Source organism: Bacillus sp. SRB_331 (assembly GCF_003264175.1).
GTDB classification, from domain to species: Bacteria; Bacillota; Bacilli; order Bacillales; family Bacillaceae_G; genus Bacillus_A; species Bacillus_A mycoides.
Genome location: NZ_NADV01000011.1, coordinates 442,704 through 463,989, shown reverse-complemented (window position 1 = coordinate 463,989; position 21,286 = coordinate 442,704). Strand labels below are relative to the sequence as shown.

Below are 21,286 nucleotides of genomic sequence, written 5' to 3'. Positions count from 1 at the left end.
TTATTATTTACAATAATAATCTTAGTATAAGTGCCAACTGTTAACATGATTGGAAATGAAAAATTCACGCTACTTAACTAACTAGAAAAAGTATACAAATACTCTATTTCACTTCATATGGAAATTGTAGATTTTTTTCTGACAATATTTTATACTAAAATGGAATGTTGGGGAGGGATTCTAAATGAATGATTTTGAACAAAACGTTCAAAGTAAACGCAATGACGCTATTGATTCAGGGGTAGGATTTATCGTCTCATTTGGTTTTTTCGCAACACTTTTCATTATTGCAACTGTTATTAAATTCATCGGTTCTTAAAGGCTGCTGCTTAACGGCAGTCTTCTTTTTTTCATCTTCTATGTGTTTCATCATATGTGATTTTACTTTGAAAGGTTCCTTTTTCTCCATTAAAAACATAGGAAATAGCACCTTGCTTATCCGTACGCCATATATCAATACCCATCTTCTTAAAACGCTCTATAACTTCCTTATGCGGGTGCCCATACCTATTACGCTCCCCCACAGAAATAATCGCTACAGCAGGCTGTACAAGGCTTAAAAATGGATCTGTAGACGATGTTTTACTCCCATGGTGGGCAACTTTTAAAATATTAGCCCGCAAATCAGGATATGTTGATACTATAAACTTTTCTCCTTCTTCTTCTAGATCACCCGTAAATAGCCATGTTAGTCCCCCTAGTCTGGCCCATAGTACAATCGAAGAGTCATTTTCTCCCTTTTCTTTCCCCTTTGGAGCTAATACGAAAAATTCCGCTTCATTTACCCTCCAACCTTCCCCTTCTCCTACTACACTTATCTTCATGCTCTTTTCTAACGCCTTTTTCTTCACCACTTTTTTCCAATACAGCATCTTGTTCCTTTCTCCCAAATACAACTTCTTTTACAATAATAGATGACAGCAAATCCAGCGCAGCACCTATATGATCCGCATCTCCGTGCGTTACAATTAATTTATCAATCGTTTTTATACCTTCTTTTTGTAAAAAAGGAACAAGAATATCATGCCCAACAGAAAATTCATGCTTTTTCTGTTGCCACGCTTCCTTCTTGACAGAAAGGGCTCCTCCTGTATCAATAAGATAAACCTCTTTATCGTATGGAAGACGAATTAATATCGCATCTCCCTGTCCAACATCAAGAAATGTAACACTCCCACTTTCGCGAAAATATGGATATACATAATGACAAGTACTAATAAAAAGAAACACACCCACAACTATGCACAAAATTTTTTTCGTTATTACCCTTTCCCAAATCACAAATATACTAACGATACTAAAACAATATATAGCCACAAGAAATAAAGGAGTTTTACCAAAAGTAAGTCGGATGAAAGGGAAACTTTCACAGTAACTTAGAAAATCATTAGAAATGGTTAAACATAGTGAAAGTACATATGCAATTCCTTTTGCGAAAAATGGAATAACCGGCATACATATAAGAATAATGATGCTACACGGCAATACAATAATGGATAGAAAAGGAACATATATAAGATTGAGGAAAATGCTATAAGGAGAAAAATAACCAAAATGATATAACAAGATGGGGGTACTAGCGAGCTGTGAAATTATAGAAATGTAAATAGAATTTCGAACTATCTCATTACTACGCCCTAATAATATCGGCGCAGATAGTAGTAAAGAAAAACTACCTACAAATGAAAATTGAAATCCAATGTTGAAAATAAGATACGGATCGTATATAAGCATACATATAGCCGTTATACTTAAGGCGTCTAGACTAGATAAGCGAACAGAGCATATGAAAGCTACCAATAATAAAACTCCTGTTATAGAAGCCCTCACAACAGATGGCGACGCCCCAGCTATGATCATATACAGAGGAATGCAAACTATAAGACATACTGTTGCTATCTCTTTCGTCACACCACTTCTTAGCAAAACAAAATACATTATAACCATTAATAATACGATATGCGATCCTGAAATTGCTAACAAATGTATAAGACCAAATTGTTGATATTGCTCTTCTACTTCAAACGTCATTTGTTGTCGATCTCCAAATAATAATGCGTTCATAAATGCACCTGATTGTTCCGGGAACATTTCTGTAACTTTCGAGATTGTTTGTTGCCTGAGAAGGAAAATCCATTGCACGAGTGACAACGATGTTTTGTGACATTCAGAAATGTATGTCACATCAAATATAAAATGTATTTTTTGCTGATATAAATAATTACGATAATCAAAAACATGAAAATTCCGGGCAGTTTGTGGTTCTTTCACCTCCCCTTTAAATGTACACGATATACCTGCATGTAATTGTTGCAACTGCTTCTTTTCCGAAGCAGATTGTATTTTATAATTTAACTGCACTAAGTTTTTATTCTGATCTTCAATTTGAAAAGAGAGACGATCCCCATTAATTAGAGGTGTATTTTGCACGACCCCTCGTGTAACTTCATAGGAATCCCCTAGCGGCTTATTTAGACTCTGAACATACGTGGTGTACATAACGCCACTAAAACACGCTATTATACAAAATATGAAGGTTTTACGCGAAGTACGATATAAACAAAATAAAACATAACAAACGAAACAACAAGCAGCCAACAAATGCGATGCGGAAAAGGTAATTGCAATCCCAATTATAAACGAGATTGCAACATAGCCCCATTGCCCATTCAACTCATACTCACTCCTTATAGCATCATTTTCGCTTTAGTGAATACACGCTGTAATTCTTCCATTGATAAATTATCTTTTTCTAAAGCTGCGAATAATTCCTTTAGCTGTAAATGACGCTCTTTTTCCTCTAGCGATGTAATATCGTATTCTAGCGGAACGTGCTTTACTGTTACACTCGCTTGTTCAAATAACTCTACGGCATACGGATGATTTTTATAGTCCTGTGCATAATAAACCGCTGTAACACCACTTTGAATAATCGCCTTACAGCACTGCAAACAAGGAAAATGTGTGACATAAATTTCCGCTTCCTCTGTTTTTGCACCAAATTTCGCACATTGCAATAAAGCATTCATTTCAGCATGAATTGTACGAACGCAATGATTATCAATGACATAGCAACCATCGTCTATACAATGCACACCACCTTTAATTGAACCGTTATATCCACCAGCAATAATTCGTTTATCACGAACGATTGTCGCTCCTACCGCAAGCCTTGTACATGTACTACGTAAAGATAGTAGATGGCTTTGCGTCATAAAATATTGATCCCATGAAATTCGTTCCATATTTTTCACCTTCTTTTTTGTCTACTTGTAGTGTAGCGAAAAAAGAAAAACTTCGTCAATCTTTTATGGAATAATAATTTGATCTTTTATTTTCTCTAAAGACTTCGCACCAATCCCATCAATTTCTAATAAATCTTCTATTTTCTGAAACGGACCATGTTCTTCTCGGTATTTCAAAATACTTTCCGCTTTCCGAGAACCAATGCCTGTTATTTTTTCAAGTTGCTCTTTAGAAGCTGTATTTATTTGCACTTTACCCTCGCTTTTTGAAAAAGTAGCCCCTTCTTGCACTGGCTCATTCTTGTTAGGAACATACAGAAGCATTTGGTCTTGGACCATTTGCGCCAAATTCACTTTCTTCACATCTGCATCCGGCAACAAACCACCAGCTTTTTCAACCGCCTCCTTCACCCGGTCCCCTTCCTTCATTTCATACACACCCTCTTTAAAAACCGCCCCTTTCACATCAATTATAATTATTTTTTTCTGCTCCTTTGTATCCAATACTTTCGGTTTACTTTTTTTCTCCACATCTTTTACTTGAACTTCCGTTGTAATGAGCGATCGCTCTGTTTGCTGATTCGTTTTCCAGAAAAAAAGAAAAATCAAAGTGCCAATAATAACCACTAATCCCAACCATTTTTTCGGAAAATCCCAGATCATTTTACACCTCTAATCATAAATTTATAACATCATTCATATTGTTTAGGAGAAAGCTGTTACGAAGGAGGGATGAAACATTGAACATAGGAATTATAGGGACAGGGAACATGGGGAGTATACTAATCGATGCATTTTTAGAAACCCGTGCTGTCAAACCTTCGTGCCTTACTATTATTAATCGGACGCCTGCCAAAGCATATCATATAAAAGAAAAATACCCTTCTGTTCATATAGCCAAAACAATCCAAGAGGTAATCGAACAATCCCAGCTTATTTTCATTTGCGTAAAACCGATAGACATATACCCTATTCTAAAAAAATACGCTGACCATTTTTCAGACGAAGATTGCTTAGTTTCTATCACAAGCCCCATATCTCCATCACAATTAGAAACACTTATACCTTGCCACGTCGCTCGTATCATTCCAAGCATCACAAACCGCGCCTTATCCGGCGCATCACTATTTACATTTGGAAATAACTGCTCTGAAGAATGGCAACAAAAACTACTTCGTCTATTCAAAAACATTTCTACTCCCCTTGTTATAGAAGAAGATATAACGCGCGTTTCATCTGATATAGCAAGCTGCGGCCCTGCTTTTTTTAGTTATTTATTACAATGTTTCATTAACGCTGCTGTAGATAAAACAAATATTACACATGAAGAAGCCACTACTTTAGTAAGTGAAATGGTCATTGGAATGGGGAAATTACTCGAAAAAGAAATTTTCACATTACCTACTTTACAAGAAAAGGTATGCGTTAAAGGCGGTGTTACAGGAGAAGGTATTCGTATTTTAGAAGAGCACGTTGGGGATATGTTTCATAAATTAATCGAACGGACACATGAGAAATTTGATGAAGATTTAAAATGCGTTGAGCAGCAATTCAATAAACACACATAATAAATACGCCATCGTAATCCCAAACCCTTTTTATTAATACTTATCTTTTTCATGCTACATTTTCACTAAAACTAGCATTTTTACACTTTACACATATCATCTTTTTATTTTTCTAGAACTAAAACTACATCTTTTCTATAAAACAAAAGCAACCTTATCGGTTGCTTTTCTTTTATCCATTCTTCTTCGCCATAAAAAAGATGCGCTCTGTTTGTTCTGTCACTTCAATTCGTTCAAAGTCACCTGTGACGCGAAGCACTGTAAACCCAGCTTCTTCAAGCCATTTTGTTAACACTTCAACCGAATACGCACGTTGCACGTGACATTCGTCAAAACGATGATACACATCTTCTTCTGAATCTTGTACAAAGAATGTCAAATCATGTTCCACACTATCTGATTCTTCTCCAGGGAAGCAGTTCCAAATAAGTGATATTTCTTCGCCGTTCACTGTATATGTTTCATTTTGAAATACGTGATGTATTTTATATAAAGAGTGTACATCGAATAAAAACAAGCCATCCTGACGTAAATGGTGGAAAACTCTTCTAAATGTTTCTTGCACTCCATCTTCTTGCAATACGTAATTTAATGAGTCACAAAAGATTGTCACACAATCAAATTCACCAGGAACATCGAGCTCTCTCATGTCTTGTTGGTAAAAAGGAATAAAATAGCCTTCTCCCCCCAATTTTTGCTGCGCGACAGTTAACATTTCTTCCGAAAGATCTACACCAATTAAGTCATAACCTTTTCGCACAAGCGGAAGTGTTACGTTACCAGTTCCACATGCTACGTCAAGGATTCTTGCCTCTTTCATAGATGCCTGTTGTAAACTTTCCTCTGTGAATTCCACCCATTTATCATAAGGGACATCATTCATCAGTTCGTCATACAGCAAAGCAAATTGTTCGTATTTCATTGATCTAGCTCATCTGCAATATCTTCACGCGGCACATCGCCCCATAGACGCTCTAAATTATAGTGATTACGCTCATCTTTATGGAATACATGAGCAACCACATCACCAAGGTCTACTAAAACCCAACGTGCTTCATCAAAGCCTTCCATACGTTGTACGTTAATTTCGAACTCATGTGCCTTCGCTTTAATTTCACGTGCAATTGCTTGTACTTGCTTGTCTGAATTTCCGTGACAAATAATAAAATAGTCTGCAATCGGTGAAATACCTTGCATATTTAGTACAACCATATCTTCTGCTCTCTTATCATCAGCTGCTTTTGCCGCTAATACTAATAACTCTTTATCTTTCATTTATTAATTTCCTCCTTGATAACTTCATTGTATGTTTGGAATGTTAATGGATAAATCGTTTGATCTTTTTCCATTAAAAATTGAATTGTTCGCTTTAAAGCAAACAGTAAAGCTTGATTTATATCTTTATATGCGAGTTTCCTCGCTTCTTCCACACCAGGAAACTTACGTCCTGGTTCAATGTAATCTGCTACATAAATAACTTTATCTAACATTGTCATTTTTTCATGACCACTTGTATGATATGTAATAGCTTGTAGAATTTCAGGATCAGTAATGCCTACTTCTTTTTCTACTAAGTATGCCCCAACAGGTGCATGCCATAACTCTTTGTTATAGTGCAGTAGATCCTTTGGCAAAGCTTCTCTCTTAATAATCTCTTCCATTTCTGGAATCGCTCTACATTTTGCATAATCGTGAAATATAGCAGCCGTCTCTGCCTTTTTCTCATCTACACCATATAATCGGGCAAGTTCAATCGCTGTTTCCATTACACCAACCGTGTGTATATAACGTTTTTCATGCATTTGTTGTTTGACAATACTAAGTGCTTCCTCACGATTCATACAACCCATTCCTCTCGATATATACCTGTACTTTTTCGGGGAGTAAATATTTGCACGTTTTCTTCGTCATATATCTCTCACGTAACAGAGAAGAAGAAACTGCAAACTCTGGAATTTCCACTTTTACGATATCATAAGGCGTATGTAATGTATAACCTGGTCTTGCAACTCCAACGAAAGTCACAAGCTTAAGTAACTTTTCAATGTTATACCACTTCGGCAAATACTCAACCATGTCTCCGCCAATAATAAAGTGAAACTGCACATCCGGATACTTCTCCGTTAATTGTACCATAGTATCGTACGTATAAGATGGGCCTTCTCTGTCTAGCTCTTCTAAACAAATTGAAAAGTATGCTTCTTCCTCAATCGCTATTTGCAGCATGTTTAATCGACTTTTCACACTCGTAATGTTACGTCCTTGCTTGTGCGGTGGAATTTGATTCGGCAAAAACCATACCTCTTCCAACCCTAAAGCATGATACACTTCATTTGCAATTAACAAATGTCCATTATGAGGTGGATCAAACGTGCCACCAATAATGCCAATTTTTCTCAAAAGAAACGCCCCTTCCTTTTACATACAGCAACTCTCCCCATACAAATTCGAAGAGAGCCCACTGTTAATAAAAGTTCAATTGGTTTCGCTTTCTACATATCAAGCGTCCATTACGAAATAACTCACGTATATCTTTTATCGAGGAAGCTTAATCTGCTTATTTTCTCTTGATTCTTTGTATAAAACAATTGTGCTTCCGATTACTTGAACGATTTCAGCTCGTGCACCTTGTGCAAGCTCTTCTGCAACTTCACTACGATCAAATTCACAGTTTTGTAATACGCTCACTTTAAATAGTTCACGAACTTCTAATGCTTCTCCAATTTGTTTCACCATATTTTCATTCACGCCACCTTTTCCAACTTGAAAAATCGGTGTTAAATGATGTGCCTTTGCACGTAAAAATCTTTTTTGTTTTCCTGTTAACATATAATTAGCCTCCAAGCTCTCTCATTACTAATTGTTTCATTCTATCAATATTCGGCACACACCCTGTCCACATTTCAAACGCAAGTGCACCTTGATAAACGAACATATCGATTCCATTTTGAATTATTGCACCTTGTTCTTTCGCATCGCCTAAAATTTTCGTCTCAAATGGATTATAAATAATATCAGAAACAATCGTTCCTTGTTTCAATGAACGAATTTCCAGCGGCGTATACTCAACATGTGGATGCATACCTATCGTTGTTGTTTGGATGATAATATCATATTCCCCTTGATTTTCTGCTGCACATTCTAACGATAGAGCATACGAATTAACATTTGCCATGCACCCAGAGATAAGGTTTTTCGCCTTATCTCTCGTACGATTAGCAATATCAATTTCTTTCACACCTACATCGGCAAGCGAGAAGTAAATAGCTCGGCTAGCACCACCTGCACCGATTAATAAAATACGTTTCTCTTGAAGTGGATCTTCACTAATTGACTGCAGGGCACGAACAAAACCAATTCCATCTGTATTATACCCAATCAATTTTCCATCTCGATGAACTACTGTATTTACCGCACCGATTTGCCTTGCTAACGGGGCAATCTCATCCAAGTACTCCATAATTGCAACTTTGTGCGGAGTCGTTACATTAAATCCTGAAATACCTAATGCTTTCAAACCTTTTACTGCTTCCCCTAGCGCTTCTTCTTCTACAAGAAACGCATGATAATGGGCATCCATATTCAAGTGTTCAAATGCATCGTTATGCATAACGGGTGATAATGAATGTCCAATTGGATTTCCGATTACACCATATAATTGTTTCATAAATCCCTCTCCATATTAAATTAAAGATTTACGTAATGAAACACTTACTCCTTTTGGTACATGAGCAACAATTTTCGCTCCTGATTCATTTACAGTAACCCAGCCCAATCCAGAGAATACAACATCCGTTTTCGGCTCACGAATATTAAATTCATATTTCACAAACTTAGGTATATTTTCTAATTCTTCTGGTGTCGGTGGATTCAATAATTCTCCAGCGTGTTTTTCGTACAATTCATCAGCCTTTTCAAGCTTTGTACGATGGATTGTTAAACGGTTTGAGAAATGACAAGTGAATGCACGACGGCCCCCACTTACATAATCAAATCGTGCTAATCCACCAAAGAATAATGTTTGTTCTTCATTTAATTGGAATACCATTGGCTTAACTTCTGTAGTCGGTGTAATAAGCTTTAAGCTTTGTTTCCCAACATAATGCGCCATTTGATGATGATTAATAATACCTGGTGTATCGTATAAAGATGACGTTTCGTCTAATGGGATATCAATTAAATCAAGCGTTGTTCCTGGGAAATGTGATGTTGTAATTACATTCTCAGTCTCATCACTAAACTCTTTAATCATACGATTAATAAATGTTGATTTACCAACATTCGTACATCCAACAACATAAACATCTTTACCTTCGCGGTAATGCTCAATTGCATCAGCAAGTTCAGCGATTCCTTGTCCTTTAGCTGCACTAATTAAAAAGACATCTTCTGGTTTTAAACCAAGTTGCTTTGCACTATAGCGCATCCAATGTTTTACTTTATCATGCTTAACTGACTTTGGAATTAAGTCAGCCTTATTCCCTACAAGTAATACTTTATTGTTCCCTACAAAACGATGTAAGCCCGGTAACCAGCTACCATTGAAATCGAAAATATCTACGATTTTAACCACTAGTGCGTCTGATTGTCCAATTCCGTTCAAAATACGAAGGAAATCATCATCTGTTAAAGATACATCTTGAATTTCGTTATAATGTTTCAAACGAAAACAACGTTGGCAAATTACTTGTTCTTTTTCTAAAGATGATACAGGAGCGTATCCTACTTCATTTTTATTTTCTGTTTGAATTTCTACACCGCAACCAATACATTTAATTGTTTCAGTCAAACTTTATTCCTCCCAGTTAATTAAGCCTTTTTTCTTCATGTTTCTCATAATTCTTCGTTCAATTTTCCGATTAAATCGTGTCACCAATCCATCCGTTTGCGCTACCGGTACAACTAAAATTGTATGAAGTCCCACACGATTCCCGCCGAGCACATCCGTTAGTAACTGATCTCCAATTACTACAACTTCATCTGGCTGCAGGTGCATCTCATGTATAGCACGCTTAAATGCGCGAACAAACGGTTTGCGCGCACTATGAATAAACGGAATACCTAATGGGTCAGCGAAGTCTTTAACGCGTTGCTCGTTGTTATTTGAAACGACCGTTACTTGAATATCATTTTCTTTCATTTTCAAAAACCACTCTTCAAGCTGTGGCGTTGCGTTTGGACGATCCCATTCAATTAAAGTGTTATCTAAATCAGTAATAACTCCTTTAATTCCACGTTTTTTCAAATCTTCTGGTTGAATATGATATATATTTTTCACATATTCATTTGGTAAAAATAACTTCAATTTCTTTCACCTCTTTGAGGATTTTCCATAAAATTTTTCGACAACATTTTTCGATAGATAACCTGTGGATAAACTTGTACACACTTTCCACGTTAATTTTTCAGTCAATTTGGAATTTACTAACAATCTATTCACATTTTATCCACTGAGTTATGTGGATAACCTCTTGTTTGTGACTGTCATGTTTTTTTGGTACATTAAATGCAACAACGAATCAATCCTTATATTATTAGGAGGTGACTCACCTTGAAAACAAAACACATGGAACAGTTATCTACTGATTTACTCACTGAGTCTTATTATAAAGCAAAAGAACTAAAATTAAATCCCGACTTCATTTTACTTATAAAACAAGAAATTATTAGACGCTCGTTAGAGGACAAGCTCGTCAAATCTTCTTGAGTACATATAGATTGCTGATTGACCTGTAAAAAGAGCCATCCTGCGATGGCTCTCGAATAAACAAGTACTCCCATCTAGGGGATTTCTTCATTAAGCATCTTTGTCCACATTTCTTAATTAGAGCTTCATAAGTATATTATAAAACCTTTTCTTTACTTATGAGATACTCGGGTTGCAATTTTTTCACCAAGACGCAGCTCTTGCCCACTTGTCAATTCCTGCACTGCTTTAATCATATCTTTTTCAAATAATAAAACAACTGTTGAGCCAAATGTAAAGTATGCCATCTCTTCACCTTTTTGAACAGTACTTCTTTCATGAAGGAGCTCGATACTATTAACAAACATAGCACCTACTTTTACAAGTGCCATATGTTCGCCGTCACTATTTACTTCTGTAACAGAGCGATAATTTTTTGACAATGGTTCTTTCCCATACTCCATACCCGCTGCATTTACCGGATATGATTTTCTACCGAGTACAAATCTTTCAGTCACAGAGCCAGAAAGCGGGCTATGAATACGATGATAATGACTTGGACTCAAATAAATCACCATATATGTACCGCCTGCATATCGCTTTGCACGCTCTTCATTACCTAGCATATCCACAATTGAATAACGCTTTCCTTTTATATCGAATGTTTTTGTATCCTCAATAGGACCTTGATCAGCAAAAACACCATCAACAGGACTAACGATACTCGATGCATCAGTATCAATACTACGCTTTCCTTCTTTTAGCCTACGTGTAAATAAATCATGCAATGTTCCATATTCCTTCAAACCCTTTTCCATCTCATCTTGATTAATTTGAAAAACTTTCACATACGATGGAATAATGATAGAGCTCAAACGAGATTGTGCAAATTTACGTAATATATAAGAAGTAAAACGACCATTTGTAAGTTCGATCATAAGTCGATATAATGTCCGTCGCAAATTACGAAACCTCCTAATCAGCCTATAACTTTAGTTTCCCCTTCTTTTCTCTCTATATCATATGTAAAATTGGTTCTTATTCCCACATATAGAATGGAGCCGTCTCGTTATACACGAAGAAAAACTAAGTATAATTTTTATTCTTAAATTGTTTAGCACCTTCTAATATTACAGATAGAACCCGCCATTTTCAACAGTGAACATGTATTTCTTCTTAGAACAGCTCGTTTTCTTTCCGTTTTCCCGAAAGAAAAGCAGCCACTTTTAAAGTGTAGCTGCTTACAATACACATTATTCTTTTGCTTTTTTCTCTTTCTCAGCCCGCACAAATTCATGGAACATTTTCATTAAAGCACGCTTTTCAATTCGCGATACGTAGCTTCTTGAAATACCGAGTGCCTTCGCAATCTCCCTCTGTGTTTTCTCTTTATCAAGCCCAAGTCCAAAACGCTTCACAATTACTTCTTTCTCTCGTTCGTCCAAAATATCGATATACTCTTTAATTTTTTCTAACTCCATACTAAGCTGAATCATATCAATTACATCTTCAGATTCTGATTTTAATATATCAATAAGCGATATTTCATTACCCTCTTTATCTTGCCCAATCGGATCATGAAGTGAAACGTCTTTTTTCGTTTTCTTCAGCACACGTAAATGCATCAAAATTTCATTTTCGATACAGCGTGCTGCATATGTTGCAAGCTTAGTTCCTTTCCCTGCTGAATAGCTTTCAATCGCTTTAATAAGCCCAATGGTACCAATTGAAATTAAATCTTCTGCATCTTCACCGGTGTTTTCGAATTTCTTAACAATATGAGCTACAAGCCGTAAATTATGTTCAATTAAAAGATTTCTCGCTTGAGCATCACCTTGCTCCATTAACTCTAAGTACTTTCTCTCATCATCTGATGATAACGGCTGCGGGAACGCATTGTTCTTCACATAAGAAACAAATACAAACACTTCTCGAACCATATATCCAATTGCGGCGAATAGACTCAAACCTTTCACCTCCGCCAAAATAGTGGTCTTTACTATGTGTATGTGGGCATGAGGTTGTTTGTGTCTGTACGATGTAAATATGGAACTCTTAACTTAATGGCATTCTTAAACCACTCAACGCTAATCATTAAATTTTTCTATAAACATAGTAAAAGCCAATCGAAACGTATCGATTGGCTTTTACTAATATTCACTCCAAATTTTCTCTCCAGTATGCGCATCTATGTAACGAATTTTCCGACTACAATCGACGGATTCTTTATGATTTTCACTCCTCGTTTGTTTATACAGCAGTTTATATTTCATTTCCTCTGCATCATGATCTATACACCATTCTAATTTTACTCGAATGACCTCTTTATATATTTCTAACGCTTTTTCTTTTGTTACTTTTGGTGCTGTTTCATGTGCAAGTAACTCTTCTATTATATTGCTAGGTTTTCCCGAGTAGTGCATCACAGCACCATTTTCTGTATTAATGTTGACCATGAATTCCCTATACTCTATCGGAATTTCATTCACATATACTGAAAAGACAAATCTTTCAATCCCTTCATCTTCGTCACGTTCATCCCAAAGGCGAAGATATTGTGTAACATCTGGAATAACATGTTCTAAAAATTGAAGTGCTTTTTGTAAACATTCCTCTCTAGACAGTATTTGTTTTACTTCTTTATCGTCTGCCAGTTTTATAAAACCAATTAATTCATTGGTTGATTTATCAATCGTAATGCCAACTAAATTATTATATTTTAACATCGGTAAATGCTTTTTAAAGAATTCATTCATTAAATATGGATTCTTTTCTTCTTTCTGTTTTTGTAATTCCTCTTTCGAAACAAATTTCATCCTTATTCCATCTTCATTTTCTGTCTCAGCCACTTTTGTAAAACTTTCTTTATCCCAGTCAAATAAATCGAATATATCATCTTGTTGACTAACTTTTTTCGGTTTTTCAACAGCTACAGTTGGAGACAATTTATAATGATCTGGGTCAAATAAATCTTTACCTGTACTTGCATCAATAAACGCATGACTAGGTTCTGGTTCATATACAAGATGATAGCCTTTTACTTCCTCACCATTTTCATATTTACATGAAGAATGTGTTAAATCCACAAATACAAGTCTCATATCTTGTCTAGCTCTCAAAGTTTCTAAAACGACGTTCTCCTCAACAATTTCAATTGGCCATAACGGTTTTTTCTCTATAGCTTTTTGTCCATTGTAATGAAAATGCACAACATTACCTGAAGGATGAATTCGCACAACACATCCTGTATTCGGCAATGGATATCCATTCACTTCCTGCATATAATTTATTTCTTTCCAACCACGCCAGTCATCCTTAACTGACACATATGTATAAAATTCTAATTCTTCTTCCACATATTTTTTTATAAATACATTTGCAATCTCTCTTGCCTTATTCTCCTCTATCACTTCTTTATCACTCGAAAAATAATTTTCATCATCTATCCTGAATTCAAATAAATTACCAGTATGCCTATTTAATGTAATTTGTATCTTTTTCTCCTCATCCTCTTTATGCCCCCACCATAATAGATGATACGGATCATCCACTCCTTCTTGATCATCTACAACAAGCCTATATTCATCTGGAATTTCAATAATATGGGCCACTTGCTCTTTTCTTTTTTTATCTTTTGGATTCATCATACCCTCTCCTTTATTACAATTTAAGGTAATTATAACAAACAAAACCAAAAGTCATTAGCAAAAAGACAAAAAGCTGAAACAATTAGTTCATACGAATTTCACATGAATCTATTACTATAAGAATTGTACATAGTGAAATTACTAACAATGACGTTTATTCATATATAATTTCATTTGAAAGGGGTTGAAAAGATGAAAACTAAATATCGCTTTATGATCTCATCATTTGCTGCTTGCGCCTACATGATTTGGTGTTTAGTATAATAACAACTTCACTTGTAAATAAGAAAAGGTGTGTATAGAAATGGAATATAACCAATCAACAGTTAACTACTGGAAAGCTTTTGTATTACCTTATACATTCGCTTTAGAAGAGTTAAAAACTAAATTTGAAATTATGAACCGGGAAGCTCAATTTTTAGAAGACTACAACCCGTTTGAACATATAAAAACAAGACTTAAACAACCCGAAAGTATCATTAGGAAGCTTGAGCGTAAAAACTTATCACCAACAGTTGAAAATGCTCAAACACAATTACAAGATATTATTGGCATCCGTATTACATGTTGCTTTGTAGAAGATATTTATCATTTAAAAGGAGTTATTGAAAATCGTGGAGACATGGAAATTGTAGAAGTAAAAGATTATATTGCTAATCCAAAAGGAAATGGCTATAAAAGTTTGCATATGATTATTAAATATCCATTGTCACTAAATTCTGGTACGAAAGATGTCTTTGCAGAAATTCAATTACGTACACTTGCCATGGACTTTTGGGCAAGTTTAGAACATAAGCTTTACTACAAATATGAAGGAAATATACCTGACTATTTGAAAGATGAACTACATGACGCTGCTATGAAAGCTGAAGACCTCGATAATAAGATGGCAACAATCCGTCAAGATATTGATGACATTGAAGCATGTTCAAATCAAATTTTATTACCACTATAAAAAGGTTCTCTCCTATGAGAACCTTTTTATTTCTTCTCTATCATACGAACCTCTTCAATCTTCCACCCTTCTTCTTCTTTTCCAAGTGCGTACTGCATTTTCTTCTGAAGAGTAACCTCTCCATCTACTTCTTTTTCCTCCGTTTCAACAATAACAAGCCCACCTTTAAGAGCTTTCATATTCATATGTTCTAACTCTATTTTCTTATTTCCCTTTTGAAATGCCGCTTCCTTTTGTGTTTTTAAGTCTTCAGCACTAGGCATCTTCTTTGAAAATAACTCCATATGTTCAGCAAGATTTTTTTCATTCGTCGTCCGTACAAATGCCTCAATAACATCTTGAATGGATTTCTCTTCTTCTTTCGTTATATGTACCTTTTCCTCAGTTTTCCCAGCAGATTTTTGTTCTATATTATTCTCTTGAGATTGACATCCAACTAGCAATAATACGAATACTAGAAGGAATCTTAATTTCCCTAAAAAAACGCTCATCTTTCCATCCCCTAAAAAGAAAAGTGAGGCATTTCGCCTCACTTTCATTTATAATTAGCGTCTTCCTTTATTCGGATCGCCGCCGCCAACGATGTCAAAGACACGTTTAGCTATATTTGTATTCTCTTGAACGCCAGAGAATAAGTATTTTCCTGGTCCGAATGCATATACGTTCACATCTTCACCTGTATGTCCACCCGTTGTCCAACCTGTAACCGAACGCTTATTGAAGATATCTTCAATTGCATTATCAATCTTTGTTACATCTTTTGATGGAGCTATATCATTTACAGCTTTAATTTCTTCTGGTGTTAATTGTAGATCAATATACTTTTTCAATGTTTCTTCTACATTTGCACCTTTTACAATCTCATTTGCCATAAAGTCTGGCGTACGTTTCGCAGCTTTAATCGGATCTACTTTAAAGTTATACTCACCATTCGCACCTAAAGATAATCCGCCAGTAGCATGGTCTGCAGTTGCAACAACTAATGTGTTCTTATCTTTTTTCGCAAACTCAATTGCTGCTTTAAACGCTTTTTCGAAGTCTTCCATTTCACTCATTGCACCGACAATATCATTATCATGTCCAGCCCAATCAATTTGACTACCTTCGACCATTAAGAAGAAACCGTCTTTATTTTTGTTCAAGCGCTCAATCGCGGTATTTGTCATCTCTTCTAATGAAGGTGTTTTGTCAGTACGGTCAATCATTTTGTCTAAACCACCTGGTGCAAATAAGCCAAGAACTTGATCGCTTTTATCATTTAATAATTGATTACGATCTGTTACATAACTATAACCAGACTTCTTAAATTCTTCTGTAAGATTGCGGTCTTTTCTAACAAAGTTATTTACGCCCCCGCCAAGCATAACATCTATTTTATGCTTACCTTTAATTTTCTCATCAAAGTAATCATTTGCAATTGCGTCCATATTTTTACGACTAATATCATGTGCACCGAATGCAGCTGGTGTTGCATGCGTAATTTCAGAAGTTGCAACGAGTCCCGTTGACTTCCCTTTTTCTTTCGCTTGCTCCAATACTGTTTTCACTTCAGCTTTATCATTATCTACTGCAATAGCTGCGTTATATGTTTTTATACCTGCTGACATCGCAGTAGCTGCCGATGCAGAGTCTGTAATATTTTCATGTTCATCTTCTGGATATGTTTTTTGTGTTCCTACAAGATGCTTATCAAATTCTGTAGATTCCATCTCAAATGTTTTTGGATTATCTTTCATATAACGATGAGCTGTCATATATGAAGGCCCCATACCGTCCCCAATTAATACAATGACATTTTTAATTTTTGCATTGTTTCCGTTCTCATCTGCATTAACCTCACTAGAACGCGTAAAATTCCATGTTGCTACCGAAGTAACTGCTAACGACGCCACAACTGCAAATGGCCATGCTTTTTTTACAAACTTTTTCACTGTCTTGTCCCCCTAATTAGGTTATTCATTTCCCACTATCAAATTTAATAGAAGACTGTTAAGAGAAAATGAGTTATATGTAAATTTTTTGTTAACTTATGTAAATTTAAGTTATAATTTGTATAAGTTTGTCTTTTCATATCAAGCATACTCCCCTTTACAAAGATAAATATAAACATGTTGGATTTCTTTTAATACGAACCTATTATTTTACATTTCGTAATATTATTCTTATTTTTTCTAATTTAAATAGAAATATGGTGAACTTTATGAAAACAGTAAAACTAGACGCATCTTCCATTCCAGATTTACTCTCTCTTTGCAAATCAGTCGGGTGGTTACAGCATGAGAGTTTTATGAAAGAGCAATTCCATATGTACCTTTCCATTGGCACAATTTTTGGCTATGTACATGAGAATAAACTTATTGCAGCGGGCGGGGTCTTTTCGTTTGCCCCTGGATTTTCTTCTATCGGTATGTTAATCGTGCATCCTGATTTTCAAAGAAAAGGAATTGGCCGTATTTTGTTAAACAATAGCTTAAAAGTAACTTATCCATCGCTCCCTATTACGCTCATTGCAACAAAAGCTGGTGAATCCTTATATGAATCTTATGGATTTCAATCAATAACAACAATTCATCGTTTCGAAAAACAAGCGGCTCATATAAGTACAAATTCTTTTCCCATAAAACAAATTCAGCAAGCCGATCTTCAATCTCTCATTTTTCTTGATCAGACTGCGACTGGTGCAGATCGTTCTAATCTTTATTTATCACTACTATCGAGAGCAACTTACTCCTTTAAAATAGAGCGGGATAATCAAATAGATGCTTTTGCTTTATGCATACAAAAAGGAAATGTACTATGTGTCACTCCGCTTATTTCAAAAAAAGAAAAAGACGCTATTCAGTTATTAAAAATGATTTATAAATCGTGGAATGGGACGATACGCATTGATGTTCCGCACTCACAATTCATATTCCGCCAATTTCTTCAAACAGCAAATTTCCATGAAACGCTCCTTTCACCTCTTATGATAAAGAATGGTAATCAACTTCCTGGAAATCGTAATATACTATTTGCTATGATAGATGCAGCGTTATGTTAGAAAGGGGACACCTAATTGAAGCGATTTAGCTATTTTATAGTAGGTTGTCTTACTCTTACACTATTAGTAGGATGTAGTGCAGCAGAAAAGCCAGTAGAACAAGTAAAACAAGTTAAAAATACAATTACAGCGAAACTGGCTACCGAGGAAAAAATGGTAGAGATAGATGGTCAAACGATTTACTTTAAAAAGATTGGTGATGAAAAACCACCTTTACTTATGATCCATGGATTTGGAGGATCATCCGATGGTTTTCAAAAGGTTTACTCAGATTTAGCAAAAGATCATACGATTATTTCTGTTGATGCTTTAGGATTCGGACGTTCCTCTAAACCGATGGATTTTTATTATTCTTTCCCAACTCATGCAAATTTGTATTATAAGTTAATGAAAAAACTAGGGTATGACTCATTCGCAATACTGGGACATTCTATGGGCGGAGAAATTTCTCTTAATTTAACATATTTATACCCTGAAGCGGTTACCCACCTTATTTTAACTGATGCTACAGGCGGGCCTCATACGTTCGTTAATAAACAAGGTTCACCAAAACCAAAGTTGTCGACTGATTTAAGTGCCGTTTCTTCTATTGCAGATTATGATGAGAGCAAAGTTAAATTCAAGCGTAATGATGAAGAGCATTATAATAAAATGAAATTATGGCCTAGGCGTCTTCAAATCAACGCAACTGAAATCAAGCAACCAACTTTAATTATATGGGGAAGAAATGATAATAGCGTTTCTTGGAAAGAAGGAGAAACTTATCATCAATTCTTAAAAAATAGCACTTTCCATATTATTGAAAAAGGTTATCATGCTCCATTTCGTCAAGAGCCACAAGAATTTGTAGGGTATGTAAAAGATTTCTTCGAGAAAAATCCTATAAGTGCTGAAAAATAAACGGGTATCTCATTTTGAGATACCCGTTTCATATATTAAGCAGCTTGCTTTTGGCGTTTTTGAATTTTCGATCCTAGTACTTTTGGAATAACTAAGCCATCAATTCCAAGTTTTCCAGCATTTATACCAGAAACAAGAACGAACATGGATAAGATAACCATTTCAGGGTTTACACCAATTGACCCACTAAACATATAGGAAAAGTTCATTACAAGACCGAAAAAGACCGCTGTTTTTGTTAAACAGCCTACAATTAAACCAATTCCGACTAAAATTTCTCCCCACGTCACAAGTGTATTAAATAAATCAACGTTTGGAATTGCAAAATCTTGTAAGAATGATGCCCACCAAGATTGAACAGCTGGTTGTGCTCCTTTAGATTTTTCAATTGCACCTTGTAAATAACCAGTTGCATCGAAGCCTTTCCCTTGTAGTTTACCGATTCCAGCCATTACCCATGTGTAACCAAGATACACTCGAATTATCGCTAATACAAAAGAAACTGCTTTGTTTTCTCTTAAAAATTGAATAATCATATCTTCCTCCTAAAGTTGTAATTAAGTCAGTTACAGATAATATAATAACATTAGTTACTTACTTTTAAAACGTTAATCGTGAATAATTTGTGACACACATAAAAAACATTAAATACTAACGTTTATATAGTAACTTTTATTACCTGTAAAAACTTGAACATATCATACCACAGGTGATAATCATTTTCATTGAAGAAAATGTAAAAAAACTGTGAGTTAAATGTGAAACGCGTTTATTCGAATATAGAATAAACGTGTTTCACACTATTTATATAATCGAAATGTATGTGTCCCCTCATCGGTTAATCTCGCTTCTTGAAAAGCCTCTTCTAACGTTTTTTATGGTTAATAAGCCCGTAAAATAAGCGTATTATAAACATAAGCGCTACATTTCCATCTACATAATCTATCAATCCGACATATGATTTTACATCACTATGTAAAAAAGATTCTACTAGTTTCAACTCCCCAAAACTTATACCAACCATTTAAAATATGTGTAATATGCAATTTTGCATATTACTTAATTTCCGCTACGCTAAAGTATACTCTCGGCTCATTTAAGTCGTACACACATTCCCCTAACTCTTCCATTACAAATTTCCCCTCCTATAAGTCCATTTCATACATACCCGTTTCTTTCAAAAAATCAGCTCTAGTTAAAGCGACTTTCTGCAAATATTGCCTAAAGGCTGTAATTGTTCCATCATGTGAAACGATACAAATTTTTTCTGCTTTTAACTGATAGCACCAGTGCAGAAATTCATCTACTATTTGCTGAAATTCCTTCTCTGATATGATATTGATTCCCTCATTCCATAACAATTCATTTGTACTTTCTTCTAATGAAAAATGTGGAAATAATTTTTTTATTATCTTTCGATCTAACAATTGATCGCACGGTAATGTTTTGGCGGCTTCCCGATAAGGAAAAATACGCGGGGATATATATGGGTGAACAATTTTTTGACAAGCAACTTCCGCACTCCATATTGTCGCAGTTTGTAAGGCTCGAAGTGTAGGACTAGCGATTAATATATCCTTTTCTTGTAATGGTACATCGTACTGAAGCAATTTTGCCTGCTTCTTTCCCTCGCCCGTCAATGGCGGATTCACTGCTTGTAAACTTAATGGTAAATCTTTTGTATGCTTACCCTCACCATGCCGAACAAAGACAAGTTTCATTCTCCTCTTCCTCTCACTAGGAAATAGTCTCACATATATCTTCCCTATTGTTTTCTTTACTCCTGCTATTTTAAGCAGCAGAATGTAAAAAGTATTTGACACAAATATCTGGAAAATATTACAATTATACATGTAAAATACTTTTTACAATAAGAGGAGGAATACAAATATGAAATGGATTATTGCCTTTATCGGAGTGATCCTATGGGGATACATAAATGGCTTTTTTAATAGTGATAAAACTGCTAACCCTTGGATTACAGATGATGAACGGGAAACAAAAATTAAGCGCTTAACTTTTATCTCATGATTATCCTCCTAAATGGTTATAGTAACTAGGACGCAATGAAAAAAGGAGAGATATACAAATGAGTAACTCAAATGAATTTTTAGATACATTACATGAAAAACAAGCAAAAGATGAACAAAATAGAAAGCGCCAAGGGAACGGAAACCCTGCGAAAAAAAAGCCAAATAAAACACATAAATAACATTGAAAAACCTACCTGAAAATTATATTTCAG

The 21,286-nt window shown here is 35.2% G+C and carries 24 protein-coding genes and 3 pseudogenes; 8 read left to right on the top strand and 19 right to left on the bottom strand.

The genetic code is table 11. The features are described 5' to 3' along the window. Positions 1 to 184: 184 nt before the first annotated feature. Positions 185 to 319 carry a YqzM family protein gene (locus B5P42_RS11015; protein ID WP_000997609.1) on the top strand — a complete coding sequence of 45 codons (135 nt, stop codon included), beginning with the start codon at positions 185 to 187 and terminating at the stop codon, positions 317 to 319. 31 nt (positions 320 to 350) lie between these two features. Here the strand turns inward: B5P42_RS11015 and B5P42_RS11010 are convergent. The 3 genes and pseudogenes from B5P42_RS11010 to B5P42_RS11000 form a co-directional block, all read right to left on the bottom strand. Further along, positions 351 to 2,673, bottom strand: a pseudogene (locus B5P42_RS11010) (DNA internalization-related competence protein ComEC/Rec2). Positions 2,674 to 2,687: 14 nt separating this feature from the next. Further along, positions 2,688 to 3,245: a ComE operon protein 2 gene (locus B5P42_RS11005; RefSeq protein ID WP_113734201.1), complete on the bottom strand. Its 558-nt coding sequence runs from the start codon at positions 3,243 to 3,245 to the stop codon at positions 2,688 to 2,690. A gap of 63 nt (positions 3,246 to 3,308) precedes the next feature. Continuing rightward, positions 3,309 to 3,908 (bottom strand): helix-hairpin-helix domain-containing protein, encoded by a 600-nt coding sequence (locus tag B5P42_RS11000; RefSeq protein WP_113734200.1) that lies wholly within the window; start codon positions 3,906 to 3,908, stop codon positions 3,309 to 3,311. Between the two features lie 77 nt (positions 3,909 to 3,985). On the opposite strand from B5P42_RS11000, the gene comER reads away from it, so the two are divergent. Further along, positions 3,986 to 4,813: a late competence protein ComER gene (gene comER / locus B5P42_RS10995; protein ID WP_113734199.1), complete on the top strand. Its 828-nt coding sequence runs from the start codon at positions 3,986 to 3,988 to the stop codon at positions 4,811 to 4,813. Between the two features lie 172 nt (positions 4,814 to 4,985). Here comER and B5P42_RS10990 read toward each other — a convergent pair whose 3' ends face one another. The 8 genes from B5P42_RS10990 to B5P42_RS10955 form a co-directional block, all read right to left on the bottom strand. Continuing rightward, entirely contained in the window at positions 4,986 to 5,735 is a 750-nt protein-coding gene (locus B5P42_RS10990) for a class I SAM-dependent DNA methyltransferase (protein WP_002088700.1), read from the bottom strand. Beyond that, the gene (gene rsfS / locus B5P42_RS10985; protein WP_000653209.1) at positions 5,732 to 6,088 is read right to left on the bottom strand and encodes a ribosome silencing factor; all 357 of its coding nucleotides are present in this window, start codon (positions 6,086 to 6,088) and stop codon (positions 5,732 to 5,734) included. Before rsfS ends, B5P42_RS10990 begins: the two co-directional genes overlap by 4 nt. Continuing rightward, positions 6,085 to 6,654: a bis(5'-nucleosyl)-tetraphosphatase (symmetrical) YqeK gene (yqeK, locus tag B5P42_RS10980; RefSeq protein ID WP_002143180.1), complete on the bottom strand. Its 570-nt coding sequence runs from the start codon at positions 6,652 to 6,654 to the stop codon at positions 6,085 to 6,087. Before yqeK ends, rsfS begins: the two co-directional genes overlap by 4 nt. Continuing rightward, positions 6,644 to 7,213: a nicotinate-nucleotide adenylyltransferase gene (locus tag B5P42_RS10975; RefSeq protein ID WP_002067321.1), complete on the bottom strand. Its 570-nt coding sequence runs from the start codon at positions 7,211 to 7,213 to the stop codon at positions 6,644 to 6,646. The genes yqeK and B5P42_RS10975 overlap by 11 nt, the downstream gene beginning before the upstream one ends. 135 nt (positions 7,214 to 7,348) lie before the next feature. Beyond that, entirely contained in the window at positions 7,349 to 7,642 is a 294-nt protein-coding gene (gene yhbY, locus B5P42_RS10970; protein WP_002015220.1) for a ribosome assembly RNA-binding protein YhbY, read from the bottom strand. 4 nt (positions 7,643 to 7,646) lie between these two features. Then, positions 7,647 to 8,480, bottom strand: a complete 834-nt coding sequence (aroE, locus tag B5P42_RS10965; RefSeq protein WP_113734198.1) for a shikimate dehydrogenase — start codon at positions 8,478 to 8,480, stop codon at positions 7,647 to 7,649. A 15-nt stretch (positions 8,481 to 8,495) separates the two neighbouring features. Beyond that, positions 8,496 to 9,602 carry a ribosome biogenesis GTPase YqeH gene (yqeH, locus tag B5P42_RS10960; protein WP_113734197.1) on the bottom strand — a complete coding sequence of 369 codons (1,107 nt, stop codon included), beginning with the start codon at positions 9,600 to 9,602 and terminating at the stop codon, positions 8,496 to 8,498. A gap of 3 nt (positions 9,603 to 9,605) precedes the next feature. Next, positions 9,606 to 10,118, bottom strand: coding sequence for a YqeG family HAD IIIA-type phosphatase (locus B5P42_RS10955; protein WP_002015225.1), 513 nt, complete (start codon positions 10,116 to 10,118; stop codon positions 9,606 to 9,608). 246 nt (positions 10,119 to 10,364) lie between these two features. On the opposite strand from B5P42_RS10955, the gene sda reads away from it, so the two are divergent. Continuing rightward, the gene (gene sda / locus B5P42_RS10950) at positions 10,365 to 10,520 is read left to right on the top strand and encodes a sporulation histidine kinase inhibitor Sda (protein ID WP_002015226.1); all 156 of its coding nucleotides are present in this window, start codon (positions 10,365 to 10,367) and stop codon (positions 10,518 to 10,520) included. Between the two features lie 152 nt (positions 10,521 to 10,672). Here sda and B5P42_RS10945 read toward each other — a convergent pair whose 3' ends face one another. The 3 genes from B5P42_RS10945 to B5P42_RS10935 form a co-directional block, all read right to left on the bottom strand. Next, a complete protein-coding gene (locus B5P42_RS10945) occupies positions 10,673 to 11,461 on the bottom strand; it encodes a phosphatidylserine decarboxylase (protein WP_002129166.1) in 789 nt (262 codons plus the stop codon). A 291-nt stretch (positions 11,462 to 11,752) separates the two neighbouring features. Next, positions 11,753 to 12,466 (bottom strand): RNA polymerase sporulation sigma factor SigK, encoded by a 714-nt coding sequence (sigK, locus tag B5P42_RS10940; protein ID WP_000051382.1) that lies wholly within the window; start codon positions 12,464 to 12,466, stop codon positions 11,753 to 11,755. 183 nt (positions 12,467 to 12,649) lie between these two features. Further along, positions 12,650 to 14,146, bottom strand: coding sequence for a YcdB/YcdC domain-containing protein (locus B5P42_RS10935; protein WP_113734196.1), 1,497 nt, complete (start codon positions 14,144 to 14,146; stop codon positions 12,650 to 12,652). Positions 14,147 to 14,450: 304 nt separating this feature from the next. On the opposite strand from B5P42_RS10935, the gene B5P42_RS10930 reads away from it, so the two are divergent. After that, positions 14,451 to 15,101, top strand: coding sequence for a GTP pyrophosphokinase (locus tag B5P42_RS10930; RefSeq protein WP_113734195.1), 651 nt, complete (start codon positions 14,451 to 14,453; stop codon positions 15,099 to 15,101). Positions 15,102 to 15,127: 26 nt separating this feature from the next. Here B5P42_RS10930 and B5P42_RS10925 read toward each other — a convergent pair whose 3' ends face one another. Together B5P42_RS10925 and B5P42_RS10920 are read right to left on the bottom strand one after the other, a co-directional pair. Beyond that, positions 15,128 to 15,592 (bottom strand): hypothetical protein, encoded by a 465-nt coding sequence (locus B5P42_RS10925; protein WP_044442507.1) that lies wholly within the window; start codon positions 15,590 to 15,592, stop codon positions 15,128 to 15,130. 54 nt (positions 15,593 to 15,646) lie between these two features. Next, positions 15,647 to 17,032: an alkaline phosphatase gene (locus B5P42_RS10920; RefSeq protein WP_044442505.1), complete on the bottom strand. Its 1,386-nt coding sequence runs from the start codon at positions 17,030 to 17,032 to the stop codon at positions 15,647 to 15,649. 269 nt (positions 17,033 to 17,301) lie between these two features. Between B5P42_RS10920 and B5P42_RS10915 the strand changes: the two genes are divergently transcribed. Both B5P42_RS10915 and B5P42_RS10910 read left to right on the top strand, forming a co-directional pair. Then, positions 17,302 to 18,141: a GNAT family N-acetyltransferase gene (locus B5P42_RS10915; RefSeq protein WP_044442503.1), complete on the top strand. Its 840-nt coding sequence runs from the start codon at positions 17,302 to 17,304 to the stop codon at positions 18,139 to 18,141. A gap of 15 nt (positions 18,142 to 18,156) precedes the next feature. Continuing rightward, the gene (locus B5P42_RS10910; RefSeq protein WP_044442501.1) at positions 18,157 to 19,041 is read left to right on the top strand and encodes an alpha/beta fold hydrolase; all 885 of its coding nucleotides are present in this window, start codon (positions 18,157 to 18,159) and stop codon (positions 19,039 to 19,041) included. Positions 19,042 to 19,076: 35 nt separating this feature from the next. Here B5P42_RS10910 and B5P42_RS10905 read toward each other — a convergent pair whose 3' ends face one another. The 3 genes and pseudogenes from B5P42_RS10905 to B5P42_RS10895 all read right to left on the bottom strand — a co-directional run bounded on the left by B5P42_RS10905 (position 19,077) and on the right by B5P42_RS10895 (position 20,762). Beyond that, complete coding sequence (locus B5P42_RS10905; RefSeq protein ID WP_044442499.1) at positions 19,077 to 19,577, bottom strand: DoxX family protein; 501 nt, start codon at positions 19,575 to 19,577, stop codon at positions 19,077 to 19,079. 264 nt (positions 19,578 to 19,841) lie between these two features. Beyond that, a pseudogene (locus tag B5P42_RS10900) lies at positions 19,842 to 20,186 on the bottom strand (delta-aminolevulinic acid dehydratase); the annotation flags it as partial. Then, the gene (locus B5P42_RS10895) at positions 20,187 to 20,762 is read right to left on the bottom strand and encodes a histidine phosphatase family protein (protein ID WP_113734194.1); all 576 of its coding nucleotides are present in this window, start codon (positions 20,760 to 20,762) and stop codon (positions 20,187 to 20,189) included. It lies immediately after the preceding pseudogene. 169 nt (positions 20,763 to 20,931) lie between these two features. Between B5P42_RS10895 and B5P42_RS31975 the strand changes: the two are divergent. Beyond that, positions 20,932 to 21,069, top strand: a pseudogene (locus B5P42_RS31975) (phosphoglycerate mutase); the annotation flags it as partial. A gap of 61 nt (positions 21,070 to 21,130) precedes the next feature. Beyond that, positions 21,131 to 21,253 (top strand): DUF4023 domain-containing protein, encoded by a 123-nt coding sequence (locus B5P42_RS10890; protein ID WP_000071866.1) that lies wholly within the window; start codon positions 21,131 to 21,133, stop codon positions 21,251 to 21,253. Positions 21,254 to 21,286: the final 33 nt, after the last annotated feature.